Annotated in this window: 18 protein-coding genes and 3 tRNA genes; 7 read left to right on the top strand and 14 right to left on the bottom strand. The window is 43.2% G+C overall.

Annotation, left to right across the window (positions count from 1 at the left end):
* Positions 1-3 precede the first annotated feature (3 nt).
* Positions 4-1,161 (top strand): aspartyl/asparaginyl beta-hydroxylase domain-containing protein, encoded by a 1,158-nt coding sequence (locus tag AC19MV_RS00580; RefSeq protein WP_498305217.1) that lies wholly within the window; start codon positions 4-6, stop codon positions 1,159-1,161.
* A gap of 113 nt (positions 1,162-1,274) precedes the next feature.
* Here AC19MV_RS00580 and AC19MV_RS00575 read toward each other — a convergent pair whose 3' ends face one another.
* On the bottom strand, positions 1,275-2,849 hold the full coding sequence (locus AC19MV_RS00575; protein WP_498305215.1) for a tetratricopeptide repeat-containing sulfotransferase family protein: 1,575 nt from the start codon (positions 2,847-2,849) through the stop codon (positions 1,275-1,277).
* A 425-nt stretch (positions 2,850-3,274) separates the two neighbouring features.
* Between AC19MV_RS00575 and AC19MV_RS00570 the strand changes: the two genes are divergently transcribed.
* From AC19MV_RS00570 to AC19MV_RS00555, 4 genes are all read left to right on the top strand, one after another.
* The gene (locus tag AC19MV_RS00570) at positions 3,275-4,585 is read left to right on the top strand and encodes an ABC1 kinase family protein (RefSeq protein ID WP_498305214.1); all 1,311 of its coding nucleotides are present in this window, start codon (positions 3,275-3,277) and stop codon (positions 4,583-4,585) included.
* Between the two features lie 54 nt (positions 4,586-4,639).
* Positions 4,640-5,440: a DIM/SIM/IMP family subclass B1 metallo-beta-lactamase gene (blaDIM, locus tag AC19MV_RS00565; protein ID WP_498305213.1), complete on the top strand. Its 801-nt coding sequence runs from the start codon at positions 4,640-4,642 to the stop codon at positions 5,438-5,440.
* A 120-nt stretch (positions 5,441-5,560) separates the two neighbouring features.
* Positions 5,561-5,938: a VOC family protein gene (locus tag AC19MV_RS00560; RefSeq protein ID WP_432405512.1), complete on the top strand. Its 378-nt coding sequence runs from the start codon at positions 5,561-5,563 to the stop codon at positions 5,936-5,938.
* 155 nt (positions 5,939-6,093) lie between these two features.
* Positions 6,094-7,818, top strand: coding sequence for an RluA family pseudouridine synthase (locus AC19MV_RS00555; protein WP_498305212.1), 1,725 nt, complete (start codon positions 6,094-6,096; stop codon positions 7,816-7,818).
* Positions 7,819-7,917: 99 nt separating this feature from the next.
* On the opposite strand, the gene AC19MV_RS00550 is transcribed toward AC19MV_RS00555, so the two are convergent.
* The 3 genes from AC19MV_RS00550 to AC19MV_RS00540 all read right to left on the bottom strand — a co-directional run bounded on the left by AC19MV_RS00550 (position 7,918) and on the right by AC19MV_RS00540 (position 11,181).
* A complete protein-coding gene (locus AC19MV_RS00550; RefSeq protein WP_498305211.1) occupies positions 7,918-8,499 on the bottom strand; it encodes a hypothetical protein in 582 nt (193 codons plus the stop codon).
* Positions 8,500-9,029: 530 nt separating this feature from the next.
* Positions 9,030-9,809 (bottom strand): 2OG-Fe(II) oxygenase, encoded by a 780-nt coding sequence (locus AC19MV_RS00545; protein ID WP_498305209.1) that lies wholly within the window; start codon positions 9,807-9,809, stop codon positions 9,030-9,032.
* Positions 9,810-9,819: 10 nt separating this feature from the next.
* The gene (locus tag AC19MV_RS00540) at positions 9,820-11,181 is read right to left on the bottom strand and encodes an aldehyde dehydrogenase family protein (protein ID WP_498305208.1); all 1,362 of its coding nucleotides are present in this window, start codon (positions 11,179-11,181) and stop codon (positions 9,820-9,822) included.
* 121 nt (positions 11,182-11,302) lie between these two features.
* Between AC19MV_RS00540 and AC19MV_RS00535 the strand changes: the two genes are divergently transcribed.
* Positions 11,303-11,659 carry a winged helix-turn-helix transcriptional regulator gene (locus AC19MV_RS00535; RefSeq protein WP_498305206.1) on the top strand — a complete coding sequence of 119 codons (357 nt, stop codon included), beginning with the start codon at positions 11,303-11,305 and terminating at the stop codon, positions 11,657-11,659.
* 189 nt (positions 11,660-11,848) lie between these two features.
* Complete coding sequence (locus AC19MV_RS00530; protein ID WP_498305204.1) at positions 11,849-12,616, top strand: substrate-binding periplasmic protein; 768 nt, start codon at positions 11,849-11,851, stop codon at positions 12,614-12,616.
* 953 nt (positions 12,617-13,569) lie between these two features.
* Here AC19MV_RS00530 and AC19MV_RS00525 read toward each other — a convergent pair.
* The 10 genes from AC19MV_RS00525 to AC19MV_RS00480 all read right to left on the bottom strand — a co-directional run bounded on the left by AC19MV_RS00525 (position 13,570) and on the right by AC19MV_RS00480 (position 20,475).
* Positions 13,570-13,655, bottom strand: a tRNA-Leu gene (locus AC19MV_RS00525).
* A gap of 47 nt (positions 13,656-13,702) precedes the next feature.
* Positions 13,703-13,776: transfer RNA gene (locus tag AC19MV_RS00520), tRNA-Cys, on the bottom strand.
* Positions 13,777-13,816: 40 nt separating this feature from the next.
* Positions 13,817-13,892 (bottom strand) — tRNA-Gly (locus AC19MV_RS00515).
* A 250-nt stretch (positions 13,893-14,142) separates the two neighbouring features.
* Positions 14,143-14,691: a CDP-diacylglycerol--glycerol-3-phosphate 3-phosphatidyltransferase gene (gene pgsA / locus AC19MV_RS00510; RefSeq protein ID WP_432405492.1), complete on the bottom strand. Its 549-nt coding sequence runs from the start codon at positions 14,689-14,691 to the stop codon at positions 14,143-14,145.
* A gap of 44 nt (positions 14,692-14,735) precedes the next feature.
* The gene (uvrC, locus tag AC19MV_RS00505; RefSeq protein WP_498299652.1) at positions 14,736-16,568 is read right to left on the bottom strand and encodes an excinuclease ABC subunit UvrC; all 1,833 of its coding nucleotides are present in this window, start codon (positions 16,566-16,568) and stop codon (positions 14,736-14,738) included.
* A gap of 39 nt (positions 16,569-16,607) precedes the next feature.
* On the bottom strand, positions 16,608-17,252 hold the full coding sequence (gene uvrY, locus AC19MV_RS00500) for a UvrY/SirA/GacA family response regulator transcription factor (protein WP_160053391.1): 645 nt from the start codon (positions 17,250-17,252) through the stop codon (positions 16,608-16,610).
* Between the two features lie 257 nt (positions 17,253-17,509).
* Positions 17,510-17,929 carry a secondary thiamine-phosphate synthase enzyme YjbQ gene (locus AC19MV_RS00495; RefSeq protein WP_498299653.1) on the bottom strand — a complete coding sequence of 140 codons (420 nt, stop codon included), beginning with the start codon at positions 17,927-17,929 and terminating at the stop codon, positions 17,510-17,512.
* Positions 17,930-18,436: 507 nt separating this feature from the next.
* On the bottom strand, positions 18,437-19,108 hold the full coding sequence (locus AC19MV_RS00490) for an SCO family protein (protein ID WP_432405481.1): 672 nt from the start codon (positions 19,106-19,108) through the stop codon (positions 18,437-18,439).
* Entirely contained in the window at positions 19,083-19,529 is a 447-nt protein-coding gene (locus AC19MV_RS00485) for a toxin-antitoxin system YwqK family antitoxin (RefSeq protein WP_498305203.1), read from the bottom strand. The genes AC19MV_RS00490 and AC19MV_RS00485 overlap by 26 nt, the downstream gene beginning before the upstream one ends.
* Positions 19,530-19,653: 124 nt before the next feature.
* Positions 19,654-20,475: a YHYH protein gene (locus tag AC19MV_RS00480; protein WP_498305202.1), complete on the bottom strand. Its 822-nt coding sequence runs from the start codon at positions 20,473-20,475 to the stop codon at positions 19,654-19,656.
* Positions 20,476-20,494 lie beyond the last annotated feature (19 nt).

The raw sequence follows: 20,494 nt of genomic DNA, 5'->3' as shown, positions 1-20,494 counted from the left end.
TTAATGAAGTTACCTCATGAATTTTATCAGCTCCCTTACCGCTTTGATGTGCCTAAACTCATTGAAGAAATTAGCCAATTTACCGAAGATGATTGGGTGACTCACCACGAGGGATTTCAAGGCAATTCGGCCATTCCATTAATATCGGTCAATGGCGAGTTTAATAACGATTTTAAAGGGCCAATGAAGCCAACTGCCGCGCTTGAAAAAAGCCCCTACATTAAGCAAATATTGGCCTCATTTGGTGAAGTATTGAGTCGTTCACGCTTAATGCGTTTAGCGCCAGGCGCACAAGTGCCATTGCACTCAGACATTAATTACCATTGGTATAAACGGGTTCGAGTGCATATTCCGATCACCACCACCGAAAAGGTTCAGTTTTATTGTCATGATAAGCAAGTGCATATGGGAGCAGGAGAATGTTGGATTTTCGACTCGTGGAAATACCATAAAGTTGAAAATAACAGCGATCAATATCGCGTTCATTTAGTGATAGATTTGGCAGGCTCAAGTGCATTCTGGCGAACAATTTTCAACCACTCACGGGCAATTATTGCCCCGCAAACGCCGCTATTAGTTTGTAGCAGTATCGATTATCAGCCAGAGACCCTGCCTGAAATCATCACCGAGCAATATAATGCGCCTATTATTATGCCGGTGGCTGAAGTGGAATACTTAACTAATGAGCTGCTTGCAGAAGTAAAGCATAACCCACAAAATCCAGCGGCCGAAATTGATGCGTTTAACCTATTAATTGCCGAGTTTGTTGCCGATTGGCGCATGCTATGGCTGCAGTTTGAATGCCAGCAACAAGGTTGGCCGCAGTATCATGCCCTGCGTGAGCACACCATGAAAAAAGCCATCCAACAAGTGCCGTCACTGCAATTAACCCACTCTGGCTCTGCGGTTAAAGCATTTGAGCAATTAGTGATTGTGGCGTGTATGAATATCGAACTAAGCCAAACTCGTCAAAGTCCGCCTCATCAAGCCGCTCAAGCTAAGCCTAGACCTACGCCTCAATCTCAACCTCAACCGAGCGTAATGGAACCTTCGGCGACGGCTACACCTCAACAAGAGATTGCAGCACCGCCAACACGCAATAGCCCTTGCCCTTGCGGCAGCGGCGAGCGCTATAAAGCCTGCCACGGTAAAATGAGTTAATACCACCCTTAAAAAATCATTACATGACAAAGGCGCCATATCGGCGCCTTTGTTATTAACATTCCATCGTTTAAGTATTGCTTTATGTATTGGCGAATAAAGTCACATCGTTGTTAACCAAAAAACTGCTGTGCAGCTTTTTGAGCTATCGCGTCTAACTTGGCAATTTCAACTGGCAGATAGTCGCGGTACTTATCACTTTGGCCAATGGCTTTTGGGTTCATTGGTTGTCTCACCTGACTGGCACTTGGCGTTAATACTGCACGCTTTGACTCATAAAACGTAAAACACTGCGCCTGGGTCTCTAAGCCGCAATAATCTAACATTCGCTGAATTTGCGCCTGTGGCTGATTAACCAACTGTTCAAAACACACATGCAGGATTTCATTAGGATACAGCGTGTCCCAATGCGCCATGATATCCAAATAGTGGCCCCAGTATGTGCTGATTCCATCGAGTGAGTAAGAATAGTCATGACCATGACTAAAATATTGTTTAAACACACTTAAGCCATTATCGACCGTATTGCGCACCACGTTGATGATTTTGGCTTGAGGAAACAGGCTTTTAATCAAGCCAATATGCAAAAAGTTATTTGGATTTTTATCAATCACATACACAGGTGCATCGTCAAAATAGTGATTCACTTCAGCCAAATATTTTACCTTAAAGGCATTCATCTCGGTGGCGGTTAAGTTATTTAGCCGCGCTTGATAGCCGCCCGACATTTCCAGTTGCAGTGCAAAACGCTCCATAAATGGCAGTTCATCCGTCGCGCCAACCTGGGTATGACACGCTAAAATTTGCTCCACCAATGTAGTGCCAGAACGCGGCATGCCTACGATAAAAATCGGAGTTTGGCTATGTACGGCCTGTCGATCAATCTGTGCCGACGGCAGATGTTTTAACAGTGAAAACACCAAATTTGAAAACAGAGCCTGCTTAAAAGGCCGTTGACTGAACATTAACTCATTAGCCTTTAACATCGCCTGACACGCTTTATTAACTTGCTCGTGTTGCTCATAAGCCTTACATAACGCAAATTGAATCAAGCTATGATTGCTAACACTTAACTGAGTATCAGCTGCGCAGCGTTCAAGCTCGCTAATATCATCTACGCTAAATTGATAACGCTTTAAATCGGCCAGACTCCAGTAACCCACACCATATTGATTACCACTTAAGCTAATGTATTTTTTGTAAAAGTCAGCAGCTATATCGGTGTTACCTTTAGCTTTATGAATATGACCTAAATTAAGCATTACGGCAGGTTCTGGCATATTATTGCGCACACACCAGTCAAAGCATTGCTCTGCCAGCGCCATGTTTCCCACTTTAGTGGCAACCATCGCCAGCTTATAACGATACTGAGGCGAAGTCGGCTCAAGCTCACACAACTGCTGTAACAATTGCAAAGCCGCAAAATGGTCTTCTTTTACTTCACTAACCCTCAATAACCCCGACAATACATTAACAGAGGTTGGCCCCAGTGCTTGCGCCGCTTTAAGATGTGATTCAGCCTCTTGCAGTTGTTGCTGCTGCAAATAAATTAACCCCAACATGGTTAATGCTGAAGCATTATTGGGGTCACGTTTAACCACTTTGCGAGCATACATTCTGGCCGACGAGTAATTTTTAGATTGGAAAAGAGACTCTGCCTGAGATAAATATTGTTCAATAACGCTCACATCATGATCCTTTAATTATTATTTTATCAATTTAAATTGATTATCCTGATTAAAGTGAGGTTATCACAACTCACACTGGCGACTGAACCCAATATTAATCTTAATACTGAACGAAATAGCCCATGCTTGCGTATTACATCGCATTAGATATAGAGCATTGAATGCTCCAATGATACTGTAAGTAACCTAAGTTCGGGATAATAAACGCCTTTCAAACAGCCCTTTGCCCTGCTAACTGCGTAGAATCGACTTACAATAGGCTAGCTATTGACGCGTCAATTCGTCTTGTTAGCAGAACAAATAACAAGCTTGAAAGTGAGAAGAGGTAAGGTGTTGATTTTAAATAGCATAAGCTCATCCATTGTCCCAAGTTCAGGTTAAATAGATGCCCTTAATATTCGCCCCCCAAAGCATAGTGAGTTGCCATGAAAAATAATGAAGTAAAAGTCCCCAGTGGCCGTCTGTCCCGTTTATCAAAAATAGGTGGGCTAGCATCGCGCTTGGCAGGTAACGTATTATTTGAAGGGGCAAAGCAACTTAGTAAAGGCCAGTCGCCTAAGCTACAACAACTGGTGATGACGCCATCGAACATTGGTCATGTAGCCGAAAAATTATCGCAATTGCGCGGTGCGGCCATGAAAGTCGGTCAAATGTTGTCAATGGATGCCGGTGATTTAGTCGCGCCTGAGCTAGCTGAAGTGCTCGCCAAGCTGCGCTCGGACGCTAAAGTCATGCCGCACAAGCAATTAACCACCTTACTGGTACAGCAATGGGGCCGTGATTGGTTGGCGCCTTTCGCCCAATTTGAACTGCGCCCTTTTGCAGCTGCTTCGATTGGCCAGGTGCATTTAGCCTATTTAGATACCGGTGAAAAATTAGCGGTTAAAATTCAGTATCCCGGCGTACGAGACAGCATCGACAGCGACATTGATAACGTTGCCACTTTATTGAAAGTATCGAGGCTGATCCCCGCAAACGTCAAGCTTGATACCTTACTCTCCGAAGCCAAAGCCCAATTACATAATGAGGCCGACTATCACTTTGAGGCAGAGCAAATCACACTTTATCAGCAACAACTTGGCGATAATCCGCATTTTATTGTCCCTAAAGTCTATTCAGCACTGAGCAATAACAACATCTTAACCATGCAATTTGTTGAGGGTACGGCCATTGAATCAGTCGCCCAGGCCTCACAAGAGGTGCGTAACCGCGTTGCCAGCCGATTAATGGAATTATGTTTTAAGGAGTTATTTGAGTTTAAGTTACTGCAATCGGACCCTAACTTTGCCAATTTTCAATATCAGGCTGACAGCGAAAAAATTGTTCTATTAGACTTTGGCGCCACGCGCAGCATTAGCGATAAATTAGCACAAGGTTATCGACAGCTGATGGCTGGCGCACTTAAGCACGACAAAGTACAAATGGCCACTGCAGCTCAACAAATTGGCTTTTTTCAAGATGCGATTGACCCTGCACATAAGCAATTAATTATTGATATTTTCTATCAGGCTTGCGAGCCATTGTATTTTGATGGCGAGTACGATTTCGGGCAAAGCACGCTAGCCAAACGCATAACTCAAGCAGGCAAAGCCATGAGTACTCAACAAAATGAATGGCATACACCACCAACCGATGCTATTTTTATTCATCGTAAATTAGCAGGCATGTATTTACTGGCGGCTAAACTCAAGGCTAAAGTGAACGTTGGCGAGCTATTTTCTAAGTATCGAGATTAAAAACACGGTAATGATGCCTGTTAAATTGCACATTTACTCAACCAAGGCATCATTATGACATTGAATCATTTTTGGCGGTTTTGTTCTCTCATTAACGTAGCGATGCTCATGTCGATACTCATGATAAGTGCACCTTCATTTGCCCATGAAATCGAACAACAACCTGCTCAAAGCAACACCGATGCAGTAAAAAAGCCACAGCAGCAACTCACTGAACTCACCCTATCTCCCCTTGTGCCAGATGTGTATTTACACCAGTCATATAAACAGGTCAGCGGCTTTGGATTAGTTGAGTCTAATGGCTTAGTGGTGGTGCAAAACAAGCAGGCGTTTATTATTGATACTCCCTGGACAGATAGCGATACCGCCAAGCTTGTGGATTGGATTACCCAGCAAGGTTTAACCGTTACAGCCAATATATCGACTCATTCACATCAAGACCGCGCAGGTGGAATTGGCTACCTTAACAGCCAAGGCATCGCCACTTGGGTGTCAGATAAAACCCAACGCCTATTAACCGCCAACAAACTCAGCACTGCAAGCCACACATTTAGCACTAAGCAACATACGCTTCAGCAACAACTCATTGAAGTGTATGACCTAGGCGCTGGACACACGGTCGATAACCTGGTGGTATGGCTGCCTAAGCAACAAATTTTATTCGGCGGCTGTTTAATAAAATCACTGAGTTCACGCACTCTTGGTTATACCGGCGAGGCTGACCTAGAGCAATGGCCGCTGACGGTGGCAAAGGTACAAGCACAATTTACTCAGGCAAAAATAGTCGTACCCGGGCATGGCAAAATAGGCGATACTTCACTGCTAAGCCATACCATAGACTTATTAACACAGTAATTTCATATCAGCACTGATTTAATAATGCACTATTTGAAACCACATAAAAACCATATAAAAACCATATAAAAACAGTTAGTTAATTTACAGTTCATTTGAACTTACACAAGGAGAGTCACCATGTTTAGTCACGTTATGCTTGGCGTTAATAATATTGAAGCGTCAAAAAAATTCTATGATGCCATTTTAGGCGCATTAGGTATTGCTGAGGGTAAAATAGATCCTAAAGGTCGTTGTATCTACATGACTCCAACAGGTATTTTATTACTCACTAAACCGATTAATGGTGAGCCAGCATGTCACGGTAATGGCTCAACTATTGGTTTTGCTGCTGAAACACCTGCATTAGCCGATGCATGGCATGCAGCTGGCGTTGCTAATGGCGGCACCGCCTGTGAAGACGCTCCGGGCGTACGTTCAGGTGCTGGGATGGACTTATACCTAGCCTACCTGCGTGACCCAGATGGCAACAAGCTGTGTGCTCTGCACAGAGTGTAATTAGCTTCAAGAATTAACCTCAGCTCAGCCAGAGTTAATAAACGAGGAAGGCCTGCCTGGTTCACAGTCAGGCCATCACTTTAGTCAAGGTTACTGATGCATCACACACCACTACGGGGTAAAATAGCCGCCCGTTTATGCTGTGAGTGTATGTAATGACTGTTAGCGATCCGTGTTTTATTCCTTTTACTGATGCGATAGCGTTCAATAACACAGTTGTAGAACAAGGATTACCTGAGTCTTTTACCTTCCCGTTTTATTACCAACCTCACCCATTAACCATACTGGCAGCACAGCAGTTGCAACAGGAGTTGCTTGAGGCTCATCCGTGGCAGCATAACTTTGGCCTACACAGCCAACAAGATCGTGGCATGGTGATTGGCAAGATGTTTGGAGTGTTGGTGGTAAAAGACACTCTTGGGCAACTGGGTTTTTTAGCGTCATTTTCAGGTAAATTAGCCGATCAAAATATCTTGCCGCCATTTGTACCGCCTGTGTTTGATATGCTGACCCAAGACAGTTTTTTTAGTCATGAAAATAAACAGATAAACCAAATTAATCTGTCAATAAGCCAGCATGAAAGTGACCCTTTGTTAGCCAGCTTAACTCAGCAATTCGCTCTGCAACAACAACAAGCAGAACGAGAACTTGAGCAACAACGTAACGCAATAGTTGAATGTCGCAAACAGCGTAAGCTTCAGCGTGAGCAAGCAGATGATGCATTAGCGCAGGCCGATATCAGCAGTGATGAGCATAAAAGCTTGTCTATCGAACTCAGCCGTCAAAGTGTGCAGCAAAAGCATCAGCTAAACGCGTTAAAGCACCAGTGGCAGACTCAAATTGAAGTAACCAAAGTGGCCTTAGATGCACTTGTGCAACAAATCACGCAGCTTAAACGTCAGCGCAAACAGCTATCAAATGGATTACAAAACAAGCTTTTTGCTCAATATCAGTTTCTAAATGTCTTGGGTGAAACGCGTGATTTAAACGATATATTTAATGATGCACCGAATCATTTACCACCAGCAGGTGCGGGTGAATGTGCTGCACCTAAGTTACTGCAATATGCGTTTTCTCATCAATTTACTCCCATTGCCATGGCAGAGTTTTGGTGGGGCTCATCACCTAAATCTGAGATAAAACAACACAAAAATTTCTACCCAGCTTGTCACGGAAAATGCCGCCCTATTTTAACCCACATGCTTAAAGGCATGCAGGTTGATGCCGATCCACTATTGATTAATCCGGGTAAAGATCAGCATATTGATATTATTTATCAAGATGATGCGATGGTAATTATTAATAAACCAGCAGAGCTATTATCGGTACCCGGTAAAAATATTACCGACAGCGTATTTAGCCGTATGCAACAACAATTCCCTAATGCTACGGGGCCGTTAATTGTTCATCGTCTAGACATGTCTACATCAGGCTTAATGGTGATAGCACTCACCAAAGAAGCCAACAAAGCCTTGCAGCAGCAATTTATTCAACGCAGCGTGACTAAACGTTATATCGCGTTAATTGAAGGTGTACCGAGCCAAGATGAAGGCGATATTAGTTTGCCATTGCGGGTAGATTTAGACGACCGTCCTAAACAGTTAGTGTGTTATGAACATGGCAAACATGCAGAGACATTTTGGCAAGTACATCAACGTCTTAATCAACGCACGTTAGTGCACTTATACCCTAAAACGGGGCGTACTCATCAATTGCGAGTGCATTGCGCTCATCATGATGGTCTGCACATGCCGATTGTCGGTGACGACCTATATGGCGTTGCAGCAAACCGTTTACACTTACATGCTCAATATTTGGCGTTAACTCACCCAAAATCTGGTGAAGCAATGGTATTTGAAGTTAAAGCGGATTTTGAATAACCCTATTAAAGTAATAAAACCCTAAAATAATAAAACCGATATTAAATAAATAATATCGGTTTTTGACTAATGCATTAGCGTTAATAAAACGACGGCTAATTAGAAGTTATTAGATTTCTCTTCTAAATGCATTTGCTCTACAAGGCCTTGGCCTGTGCGTTGCTGATATGCTGACTCAGCTTGTTGCATTCTAGTTTTGCCACTAGTCACAAGTGCTTGGCCTTGTTCTGTTTCACTTTGGCCTTCAGCAAGATTAGTGTTGCCGTCTTCGACAAGCTCTTTGCCATCAACATATTTTTCGTCTGCATCTTCCCAATCGTCAGCGATGTCATCTAATCTCTCTACGATTGCAGCGGCACGCTTACCATTTTGCGCGCCGGTTAAAGAGCTCGCCATAGATTGGAAAGCTTGACGTTGCTTTTGAGCATCCTGTACGGCTTGCGCCATCAACTTTTCGCCTTCACGAATTTGTGCATTGCCTTTGTCCATTGCTTTACGACCATCAGCAAGTAGTTCTTGGCCTTTTTTGACGTCCTTTTGACCTTGTTCCCACTGTTGGGACACGTCTAGATTCTTTTCGCTCTCAGCTTTCACTTTTGAAGCAAAAGTATTTTGAGGTGAGGCACAACCAGTGATACCTATTACACCAACGACTAACAAACTACAAAGTACTGTTTTCATTTAACGCCTCCATAATACGGGGTGAGAATCGGCGCAATTAAACAGCCTAGCAACAAAAATAGCAAGCACTGTTTTTACATTAAATAGCGTTAATCAAACCCAGTGTCCTCGCGGTATAGCAGCAATCCACAGTCAATACAAATCACCTTATAAAACGCTATATTGCACTCATTACAAAATCCATTTACAACAAATGGTTAACCTACTTTTTCGCTTCAAAACCCAATACCCACTTGACCATTTATTTTACCAAAAGCACTGATGGTTTTATTCCTTTGCTCTGAACAATTACGATGACACTCTTAGTCAGTTAATTCATTTCTTTGCATGATGTTCTTGTCAAGGTGGTCATAGCAAGAGTATCAAGTCGATAAAGGCTTAATGATGCTACGAAGTAAAAAAGTATCAAATTATCTGTAGCGGTATTTTCACCAAGATATAAATAAAATAACGCTCGAGCACTGTCTGGGCGTTATTCATACTTTAATCCTATCAATATTTGCAACATCACCACTGGAGCACAGCGATAATTACAACTCAAATAACACATCAGTGCGGATAATGTATTTAACCCCAGAGAAAATCGGCTCAGAGCTATGAATACAGTGCAGTGGATGCATGCCGTGAGGAAAACACAACACGCTACCTGCGGGTGTTCTTATATCTACTTGTTTAACATTATCACCACGCTTAGCGGGAAAATGTGGATTGTCGGCATTGACTAAAAAGCGTGTCGCACCGCCTTCAAAATCTTCGGTCAGTAATATTAAAAAGGTTAATTGACTATAACGATCGCCAAAAGCATCACGCACAAGCTCTCCATCAATAACCTGGCTGCCCGGCCACGAACCGTCCGAGTGAGGCTTAAAATAATCACCTTCGTTATAGCGATAAAAACGGAAACGATTGTTTAGTCCCAGCGCGGCTTTACCTTCAAAAATACCTAAATCGTCGGTCATTACCCCAGCGATACGATCCCAAATAAGCCGTTCGGTGGTATTATCAACCACCCAGGTTAAGCTGTCGTTATGACGCACATTGCGCGGTAAAGACACCGCTGCGTCAGGTAAAAAACCCATGGTTTCGCTAACATTAATAAGTCGCTGACATTCTTCAGCGCTCAGTACATTTAATAATTGAAATGCCCCTGGTACATCCGTTAACGGTTTTTTACTCACGGTACTAGGCGCGGATAAGGCTAGCTTTGCACCATTGTCGTTACTGCTTGCCCATGTTGGTAAAGCTGGATGCTCTGCGCCTGGCTCATAAGCTGCGACAAAGTATTGGCCATTTTCTGTTGTATTATTCATTACATTCACCTTAACGACTGATCACACGTACTTGAGCAAATTGTCTATGCCCTGCAGCCGTGCCATGAAAACCAAAACCACTTTGCTTTGCGCCAACCCAAGGGGCATTACCTCCGCCCACCCCCTGGTTTACGCCCACCATGCCGGCTTCAAGCTGATCGGCAACGGCATTCGCACTAGGGCCTCCAAAGACTACTGCACCTAAACCATAATGACTGTTATTGGCACGACTAATGGCTTCATCAATGTCACTGAAGCGACTAATGGCGACAACTGGGCCAAAAGTTTCTTCTGTTTCGAGTTGCATCTGTGAAGTGATGTTAGTGACTACCGTGGGTTGAATAAACGGTAATGGATAATCATCGCGGCCCAATAAAAAGCTCGCCCCTTTGGCTTTGGCATCTTTTAACTGCTCAAGCACTTTTTGATGTTGGGTTGGATTGACTATCGGGCCAATATTCACATTTGCGCCATCCCATGCACCAACACGATACCGACTGGCAAGCGCCACCACTTTTTGCTCAAACTCATCAGCAATGCGATCATCCACATATACGCGTTCAGTTGAGGTACACATTTGCCCTGCGTTTTCAAACGAGCTGGCTACCGCAAAGCGCACCGCGGCATCCATATTGGCACCCGCCATCACAATCATCGGATCGTTGCCACCAAGCTCCATCACTAGGCGTTTTAAACCAGACGCCGCATTGGCCATAATGTGTTTACCTGCGGCCATCGACCCAGTAAACGCCACCATATTAATGTCTGCCGCAACTAACGCTTGGCCAAGGGCTTTGCCACCTTGAACCACTTGCAGCACATGCTGTGGTAACACCTGGTTAAGGGTATTAATAAATAACTCAGCTACCAGCGGGGTTTCTTCAGACGGTTTTAACACCACACTATTGCCTGCAATTAAGGCCGGCATTAATAAATTATTGGCCATCGCAAGTGGATAATTCCATGGCGAAATCACGGCCACGACACCCAAAGGGCGATATTGTAATTCAGTGCGATCACCTACATCTTCAGTGGCTAGAGCATCACCGATTTCACTGGCAAAATAACCTGCATTTTGTAATGTACCGCCCACTTCATAGGTGGCTCGACGGTAATCTTTACCCATTTCTTGGCCAATAAGGGTCGCCAGCTCATCTTGAACCGCATGCAATTGTTGATACGCTTTTACCACATACTGCTGACGATCTATTAAAGGCAAGCTTGCCCATGATTTTTGAGCAACCTTCGCATTGTTTATTACGGTCGGTAATTGCTCAATAGCGGTTGTTTCGACACTGCCGACCGCAGTGGCTTCAATGTGTTCACCGACATAGTGATAGCTCGCGGGATCGTAAGAAGTTAATACTGCCATGGAGAAAGATTCCTTAATGGTACTAAAGTGACACTAGTCTAATGACTGCCTATTTTGCTACAATGGAATACAAAAGCAACCAGTATACTTTTAGTAACCTACCATAATTTAAGTTTAATTTATGAAAACTAAAATTGAAACAACGGCTAACGGCCAAAAAAAAGTGATAAACCCATGCACCGAACCTTGCTCTGTTGAACGTGGAATGCGGGTACTCGGCGGAAAGTGGAAAGCGTCCATACTATGGCACTTGCAAGATGAACCCGTGCGCTTTAACGATTTGTCGCGGATGTTAGGCGGCGCCAGTAAAAAAATGGTCGACCAGCGTCTTAAAGAACTCGAAGCACAGGGCCTGGTTACCCGCCATGTGATTAACGACAGGCCTATTGCAGTATCTTACGCGATTACCGAATTAGGCCGCACCGCGTTGGATATTTTAGAACGCCTAAAAGAGTGGGCGGACGAGTATGTCGTGTGATGGCGATTTCAGTTGTATCGTTTAAAATGAATAATCTCTAAGTCATTGATATCGTAAAGCGGTTAGAGCAAATATTCAAAACAGTAAAAAAAATGTGACAGGTAAACGAAAAATACAATTGTATAGTGGGTACTTATGCTCATGCAGATATTCTACAATCCGCAACTGATTTTATTGACGTAGGTATTTATGATCAGGTTTCTCTCAGCATTTATCATTATCTCAAGCGTGCTTATTTCGCCGATAGCCAACGCCAAAGACAAGATTGTTTTTTATACCGAATCTTACCCGCCATTCCAATCACAAGATCAACAAGGTGTATTTGTCGGTTTTGCTATCGATATTCTTCACGCTGCACAGCCTTATGTCGATTTTGATATCGACATACAAATGATGCCCTGGAGCCGTGCTTACTATAATGCCCAGAACCAACCGAACACGTTCATTTTCTCCATTGCCAACACCAATAAACGTTTAGCCCACTTTAAATGGATAGGTGACTTTTATACTGTGCAGGACATGATTTACCGTAAAAGCAATCGCCCAGACATTCAGTTAGAAAACATAAGTGATATCAACCGTTATACTTTCGCCTTATCACGCAGTGATGCGGCGTTAGATAGACTAAAACTTGATGGTAAGCACCCTAATGTTTATTTAGCAAGAAGCCAAACCGCAGCGTTAAAAATGCTGCACTTTGATCGCGTTGATTTAATCTATAACAATGAAGTTGGCTTTGCAGAAGACATCAAAAAAATGGGTTATACACTGAGCGACTTTACCGCGGTATTGCCTGTAGTGAACATGCCCATTGGTATTTCAACTCATAAAGACACCGAGGAAACACTCGCCAACAATATGCGCCAAGCACTTCACACGCTTAAACAAAATGGTGAGTTAGCAAAAATCACTGCGCGTTGGTTTGCCCCTCGTGTTATCCCCCTAGTTACTGAATAACTCAGTTACTCAGTTACTCAGTTACTCAGTAATCGTTGGTTTATTCGCACGCGTTTGGCAACCCGATTGCCTACTGACTCCCACAATTAGTGCCTCATATTCAGCGTTGAATTTGGGGACATTGTTAAGTGGATATTCTTAAGTGGATATTGTTAGACAGCGGCTAACTTCATTGGGAACAAACCATATCCCCCCCCTCTCGTCGTCCCGACAATGCTTTTGAGCCGAGATCCAGGTGTTGCTTTGTACTTATGCTTGCGACCATAAACACTTAGAATCGGCAGATTCAGCGTTGAATTTGGGGATATTGTTAAACAGCGGCTGACTCATTGGGGACAAACCGAATAGCCCCCCCTCTCGTCGTCCCGGCAATGCTTTTGAGCCGGGATCCAGGTGTTGCTTTGTTCTTATGCCTGCGACCATAAACACTTAGAATCGGCAGATTCAGCGTTGAATTTGGGGATATTGTTAGACAGAGGCTGACTCATTGGGGACAAACCGTATCCGCCCCTCGCGTCGTCCCGGCAATGCTTTTGAGCCGGGATCCAGGTGTTGCTTTGTTCTTATGCCTGCGACCATAAACACTTAGAATATGCAGATTCAGCGTTGAATTTGGGGATATTGTTAGACAGAGGCTAACTCATTGGGGACAAACCGTATCCGCCCCTCGCGTCGTCCCGGCAATGCTTTTGAGCCGGGATCCAGGTGTTACTTTGTTCTTATGCCTGCGACCATAAACACTTAGAATAGGCAGATTCAACCCGCACGGGCCAAAAGAGAACAAAGTCTGACGACTATTGATAACACAAAACCAGAGCACCTGATCAACAGAACGAGAGAGGTTTATCTTTTCTATTTTGATCTTTGAATATGAAACTCAAATTGCAGACGTAAAAAAGCCCCAACTAATGTTGAGGCTTTTTTACACCACTCTCTATTACTAGAGATTATAATGGTACCCGAGGCCGGACTTGAACCGGCACGCTTATTCAGCGAGGGATTTTAAATCCCTTGTGTCTACCGATTCCACCACTCGGGCAAAGTGTGTTCTAACCGTTACTTATGGTAACCATTAAAAGCAATTTGTGGAGGCGCGACCCGGAGTCGAACCGAGATCGGCGGATTTGCAATCCGCAGCATAGCCATTCTGCCATCGCGCCATACTTACCAACTTCAAATCCATCGGATAAGATAAGAAATTGGAGCGACATATCGGGTTCGAACCGATGACCTATACCTTGGCAAGGTATCGCTCTACCAACTGAGCTAATGTCGCATTTTCAATCTTTATAAATACTCTATTAAATCTGCAAGAAAGGTATCGTCTTTCAACCTATCCAACTGAACTAATGTCGCATTTCAATTGTTATAAACAATACTTGTTAACATCATACCCTAAGGTTTGTTGCTGACTCATCACTTGTCTACGGGGAGGCATTCTACCGAATTAACCTCGTGTGTCAATTATTGATTTAAGCAATTTTGACTGTTTGCGCACTAAATAAACTTATTGAACTATTATTGCACTATTCGGCGGTTAAATCTTTCCAAGCTGCTGAAATATAACTCATCATAGACCAGAACGTCAGCGCGGCTGCAACATAAAACAATGCAAAAGCCAGGTCAGTGAGTAACGGTGTTGGTTTCCAAATCAATCCAACAATCGCTGCCATCTGTGCTGCCGTTTTGTATTTACCTATCCAAGACACTGCGACTACGCCACGTTTGCCTATTTCAGCCATCCATTCTCGTAATGCCGAAATAACAATCTCACGGCCAATCATAAACAGCGACGCTAAGGTCAAATACATGTTGTCATTTTGCTGAACCAGTAAAACCAGCGCAGTAGATACCATAACCTTGTCGGCAACTGGATCTAAAAAAGCACCAAAACGGGTTAATTGCCCTAATTTGCGAGCTGCGTAGCCATCTAACCAATCTGTTAGCGCTGCGAGCCAAAAAATAAATGCGGAGACAAAGGGCGCCCACGTATAAGGGAGATAAAAAATCACTATAAATACAGGCAGCAGAGCAATACGAAATAAAGTCAGTGCGATAGGTACATTAAACGGCATAAAAAGACCAATTTGTCAGAAGCAGCGCCAATCTTGCCTTAATTTTAGCCCCCTCGCAATGCATCATGGATTGTTTGTGCCATTTCTAAGCTAATTCCGGGAACTTTTATTAATTCAGCCACACTCGCACCTTTGACTTCTTGAAGACCACCAAGATGTTGCAACAATGCTTTACGTCTTTTAGGGCCAACGCCTGGGATAGATTCGAGTGTTGAAGTGTTACGTGTTTTTTGACGTTTGTTTCGATGCCCGGTAATCGCAAAGCGGTGAGATTCATCACGTATGTGCAAAATAAGGTGAAATGCGGGTGAGTCACTTGGGATCTCAAAAGTTTGTTCACTGCCGCCCACAGTAAAGGTTTCTAAACCTGCTTTTCGCCCCTCGCCTTTAGTGACACATATTAACAGAGGAGGGTTATCAATCTTAACGCACTTTTCATCGACAATGGTTTGCGCCACTCTGAGTTGGCCAATCCCCCCATCAATAAACACTAAGTCAGGTATTTTGCCGTTATTATCGATTTTATCAAAACGGCGGCTAAGCGCCTGTTCCATTGCGGCATAGTCATCACCGCCGGTAATCCCGGTTATATTGTAACGACGATAATCTGCTTTATGCGGACCTTCGCGATTAAAGACTACGCAAGATGCTACCGTGCTCTCACCCATAGTGTGGCTAATATCAAAACATTCCATGCGTTTAATCGACTCGTTAAGCTCTAAGGCCTCTTCTAATAGCTGGAAGCGCTGCTCAACAGTATTTTTATGCGATAGTCGAGTAGCAACGGCATTACTGGCATTTGTCATCGCTAAACGTAAAAAATTGGCCCTTTCACCTCTAACTTGAGTTTTTAATTCAAACTTTTTATCCAGAGCATGTTCAATTGATGCCTCAAGCTCTTTAATTCCCTCAAAATCATGACTAAGTATCACTTCTTTAGGAATGGTACGTTGAATATCTGCGTTTAAGTAAAATTGGCCTAAGAAAGACGATAACACTTCTTCTATATCGGTTTCGGCTGGTACCGAAGGATAATAGCTGCGGCTGCCAAAGATTTTACCGTCGCGAATAAACAGTAAATGAAAACAGGCAATCCCAGAGGCATAATCCACCCCGATTACATCCATATCGCCTTTATGATTAGACACTTCTTGTTGCTCAGCAACACGCCTTAATGCCGTGATTTGATCGCGATATTGTGCTGCTTGTTCATACTCCATATCAACCGCAGCGACTTCCATTTTAGCCACCAACTGTGAGATCACCTGTTGGTCTTTTCCACGCAAAAACAATCCAGCTAACTTAACTTGCTCGCCGTACTCTTCATCGCTCACAATGCCTACACAAGGGGCGCTACAACGATCGAGTTGATATTGTAAGCAAGGCCGTGAGCGCGACTTGTAGTACAAGTCATCACATTGGCGAATAGGAAATAGCTTTTGCATTAAGTGCAAACTTTCGCGCACCGCGCCGCCATTAGGATAAGGTCCAAAATAATGGCCTTTTTCGCGCTTAGGGCCACGATGATAGGCAAGTCTTGGGTGTTTATGGCCGCTCAGTAAAATATACGGATAGGACTTATCATCACGCAGCAGCACATTGTATTTTGGCATGTACTGTTTGATGTAATCGTTTTCGAGCAACAACGCATCGGTTTCGCTATGCGTCACCGTCACATCGATATGATCAATATGCGACACTAATGCTTGCGTTTTTACACTGGGAATATTGCTGCGAAAGTAAGAGCTGAGGCGTTTTTTGAGATCTTTAGCTTTACCAACATAAATCACTTGTTGGCGTATATCGTACATTCGATATACGCCAGGTGCGCTGGTAACCGTTTTTAAGAAAGATTTGGCATTAAAACCACTAGGCATGATTAAAGCTACTTAATGCGTTACGCGGGATATTCCCAACTAAAATGAACCTGTGTCGAGCATTTTGTAACGAATAGCTAAACGGGTCAACTCAACATCACCACCAATGCCTAATTTAGCAAATAAGCGATAACGATAACTGTTAACAGTTTTAGGACTTAAGTTAAGCTTTTCAGAAATATCATTGACCTTTTCACCATTGGTGATCATCAACATAATCTGTAGTTCACGTTCTGAAAGGCTGCTAAATGGATTTTCATCAGAGTGGTTAAACTGGCTGAGAGCCATTTGTTGGGCGATTTCTGGCGACAAATAACGCTGCCCACGAGCAACTTGAGTAATGGCTTTAAGCACCTCTGGCGAGGTTGAACCTTTGGTTAAGTAACCCGAGGCGCCAGCTTGCATAACCTTAGTTGGAAACGGATCTTCCGTTTGTACCGTTAATACAATAATCCGAGCCTCAGGCTGATAACGCAAAATTTTACGAGTCGCTTCTAAGCCGCCCATACCAGGCATGTTCATGTCCATCAAAATAACATCAGCTTCATTCTGTCGAGACCACTGAACTGCTGTTTCGCCGTCGGGAGCTTCGCCAACCACTTTAATACCGCGTTCGTCTTCTAGAATACGACGTATCCCCGTTCTCACGAGTTCATGATCGTCAACCAAATATACAGATATCACGTTAACCCACCTATTTTATGCGTTATTCTTTTAAAAGCTTTAGGGCCGTTTTATATAACAAACACTCAGATGCGGTTAATGGCAAAATAGTCCCATAAACCCACAAATAATAATTGTCTTATTAAGACGCCTGAATTTAGCATCTTTACATTAACTTACACAAGCAAAGTCATAACTGAACATGAGGAATGCATACAAAACAGGCAATGATGTTATCTCATTTGCCCGTTATCTGTGTAATGATTCAATTGGATATACTATTCGCCTTGAACTGTAACAATTATTGTTCTTGAGGACGCATTATCGCGATGCTCACACAAATATAATCCCTGCCAAGTACCTAAGTTCAAGCGTCCATGAGTAATCGGTATGGTTTGGCTGACACCAATTAAGGTTGATTTTATGTGCGCTGGCATGTCATCCGCGCCTTCAAATGTGTGCTTAAAGTAAGGCGCCCCTTCTGGTGCAAGTACATTGAAATGGCGTTCCATATCACCGCGTACTGTCGGGTCTGCATTTTCGTTAATGGTTAAAGAGGCTGAAGTGTGCTGAATAAATACATGCAATAAGCCGACCTCAATTTCACGCAGTTGGGGCATGAGCTTCAGCACCTCATCGGTAATAAGGTGAAAACCGCGTTTTTTAGGTGTTAGCGTAATGCTTCTTTGTATCCACATAGAGAAAACCTTAAATAACCACAAAACCTTAGATCACGATGACAATAAAATATCAATATTTGCTCTGCGTAAATACTCTCACGCAACCACAAACAGAGCTCCACACTATAAAAATAAATAGCATAATCAGCCTAGAGCATACACTCAAGTTAAGCCTATCGATAGAATATATCGTGTAAATAACAACAATGTAGTTTTGATTACACAGAAAACATCTGCGATAGCATAAAATACTATGATTACTGGTGAGAATGCTTAATTCAATAAATGCATATTGGCTACGTGACCAATGCGATAAATGACTAAATGTGTTTAATAAATAATGTGGCAGATCAGATAATCACGAAAAGGGTTTGATTTCGACATGGCCCAGTGATGAGTACTGGTTAAAAATAGGTGGACGGAGTTAAATCGAGTGCTCATGACAACGTTTAGGTCGGCCATCAAGTTACTTAAGCCGTTTTGGTACTCATTCTGACAGACCCAAACGGCTTAATAAGATAACGATTACTCGCTCATTAAACGTTTTATATCGGTAATTAAGTCAGCAACAGAGGTATTATTTAAACCATTATAAATACCTCTAATATGTCTATTTTTATCCACCAGCACTAAATTTTCAGTGTGTAAAAAATCTTCCTTACTGACATATTCGCCTAAATCTTCATTGGCAAAATAGGCCTTTTTGGCAAGTGAGTAAATCTGTTCACGATCGCCGGTAACTAACAGCCATTTAGCGGCATTAATATGATTTTTTTGAGCATATTGTTGCAACACTTCAATCGTATCATTACCTGGTTGAATAGAATGAGACACAATCATAATGTCGTCATCATCCATAAACTCACTTTGCACTTTAGACAACTGCGATTTCATTCGAGGACAAATACCTGGGCAGCGGGTAAAGAAAAAGCTCGCCACATAGATTTTATCTTTTACCGTATCTTGCGTGACGATTTCACCTTGCTGATCCATAAAGCTAAATGCAGGTACCTGATGAAAATCAGCCAGCTCAGGGCTGTCAGACTTAAACCAATGCGGAGTAAACTCGGCACTGCCATAATAAGGTAACTCGGCCAACGCGGGTTCGCCACTGGGCTGAGCCATCAACGGCATCGCCACAAACTGAACAGCTACCATCGCCATTAACGCATTAATCAGATTTAACCACTTCTTCATCTTCTAATCCTACACACATATTTGAACGTTTAAGGCCAAACACTCGCCCGTTAATATATTCATAATTGCTAAAAAGTTTGCCGTTTCGACGCCAGGCTTGTTGCAGCCCAACCTCAATCCCATCCACATAGTGCATCTTTTTAAACAGCTCGCCAGTGGCATACCATTGCAACGACGTGCCATTAACCTTACCTTGCCGATAAACCGACTCAGAACGCATATTGCCATTGCTCCACCAGCTTTGGGTTATACCCTCTAGCACACCCGCGACATAATGAGAGTCGAACGCTAACGTGCCGTTTTCAAACCATTGCCGCAAAAAACCGTCTCGTAGACCTTGTTCAAAATGAGCTAACTTTGCTATCTGCCCATTGGGATAAAAAGTCACGGCATCACCTGTAAAAGGTTTTTTTTGGTACATCCTTAGTCCAGTTGTATGCGAAATGCTGATGTGCTGACTTGCTATTGGCTCAGTTGTTACCGTAAAAAAATGGCCATAACTCAGACCCGCTAACAGGATTGAACCCAAAATAACCAGTAAAGGCTTAACGGATCGCACTGGCTGAACCTTGATAATTACCTGGGAATAAAATGTAATACGAGCCTAAATACAGCTCATTTTGAATGTGATAATGATATTCAGCATCTTGAGCAAATTGGGTAATCGACGTATGCCCGCCCGACTCATCTAAGTCTGTTGGGTAAGTCCCTGTGGAGTTACATTTACGACCATATAAAAAGAAACCATCGGCAATCACACCAATTAAATTCGAATCATCGTCTGAAAATGAAATGGGTTCCAAGTGATAATGATAACTTTGCGGCCCAGTGTGCGCGCCGTTAAAGTCGAGGCTGCCAGCGGCGTCATCAAGTGGAATACCAGGGCCTTCTTCATCGTTATAAATAACTGCGCCACTCACTGCAATACCAATTGCACCAAGCCCCGTTGCTGAAGTTGTGCTGGCTTTAGATGGTGTGTTATTGACGGTTAACGTATAAGTGCCCACAAAGTCATCGATATAGCCTGGAGCCATTTTGGCGTAAGAAGTCACGGTGGGTTCTACATGTAACTCATTGCTAGCTGACCAATACGGGGAGGTGTGGTTGGGTAATCCGTTGGTTTCAATCACCACCTTAGTGCCGCTGAGTACCACGTTAACGTTATCTTGATCAAATTCGTAATACGCAGTATGTAAAATGCCACTGCCTACATCTTCTGTTCCTGAATCAGTGTCTGTGTCTGTCACAGTATCAGCTGTACTCTCGCTAGCGGTGTCAGTGTCTTCAGAACCACCACAACCAGGTAAATTCAATAATAAGGCGCAGGAAATCGCAATGCTCAGTAATCGTAAATGTGGACTTTTCATGTGATATCTCATAGTGTAA

The organism is Shewanella sp. MF05913, assembly GCF_059758095.1.
The sequence above is the reverse complement of the archived record's forward strand: the minus strand, read 5'-3'. Positions and strand labels throughout refer to the sequence as shown.

Bases quoted from the DNA above. Each gene is read 5' to 3' on its own strand.
- AC19MV_RS00580 (WP_498305217.1), top strand. From the start codon at position 4: ATGAAGTTACCTCATGAATTTTATCAGCTCCCTTACCGCTTTGATGTG.
- AC19MV_RS00570 (WP_498305214.1), top strand. From the start codon at position 3,275: ATGAAAAATAATGAAGTAAAAGTCCCCAGTGGCCGTCTGTCCCGTTTA.
- blaDIM (WP_498305213.1), top strand. From the start codon at position 4,640: ATGACATTGAATCATTTTTGGCGGTTTTGTTCTCTCATTAACGTAGCG.
- AC19MV_RS00560 (WP_432405512.1), top strand. From the start codon at position 5,561: ATGTTTAGTCACGTTATGCTTGGCGTTAATAATATTGAAGCGTCAAAA.
- AC19MV_RS00555 (WP_498305212.1), top strand. From the start codon at position 6,094: ATGACTGTTAGCGATCCGTGTTTTATTCCTTTTACTGATGCGATAGCG.
- AC19MV_RS00550 (WP_498305211.1), bottom strand. From the start codon at position 8,499: ATGAAAACAGTACTTTGTAGTTTGTTAGTCGTTGGTGTAATAGGTATC.
- AC19MV_RS00545 (WP_498305209.1), bottom strand. From the start codon at position 9,809: ATGAATAATACAACAGAAAATGGCCAATACTTTGTCGCAGCTTATGAG.
- AC19MV_RS00540 (WP_498305208.1), bottom strand. From the start codon at position 11,181: ATGGCAGTATTAACTTCTTACGATCCCGCGAGCTATCACTATGTCGGT.
- AC19MV_RS00535 (WP_498305206.1), top strand. From the start codon at position 11,303: ATGAAAACTAAAATTGAAACAACGGCTAACGGCCAAAAAAAAGTGATA.
- AC19MV_RS00530 (WP_498305204.1), top strand. From the start codon at position 11,849: ATGATCAGGTTTCTCTCAGCATTTATCATTATCTCAAGCGTGCTTATT.
- pgsA (WP_432405492.1), bottom strand. From the start codon at position 14,691: ATGCCGTTTAATGTACCTATCGCACTGACTTTATTTCGTATTGCTCTG.
- uvrC (WP_498299652.1), bottom strand. From the start codon at position 16,568: ATGCCTAGTGGTTTTAATGCCAAATCTTTCTTAAAAACGGTTACCAGC.
- AC19MV_RS00495 (WP_498299653.1), bottom strand. From the start codon at position 17,929: ATGTGGATACAAAGAAGCATTACGCTAACACCTAAAAAACGCGGTTTT.
- AC19MV_RS00490 (WP_432405481.1), bottom strand. From the start codon at position 19,108: ATGAAGAAGTGGTTAAATCTGATTAATGCGTTAATGGCGATGGTAGCT.
- AC19MV_RS00485 (WP_498305203.1), bottom strand. From the start codon at position 19,529: ATGTACCAAAAAAAACCTTTTACAGGTGATGCCGTGACTTTTTATCCC.
- AC19MV_RS00480 (WP_498305202.1), bottom strand. From the start codon at position 20,475: ATGAAAAGTCCACATTTACGATTACTGAGCATTGCGATTTCCTGCGCC.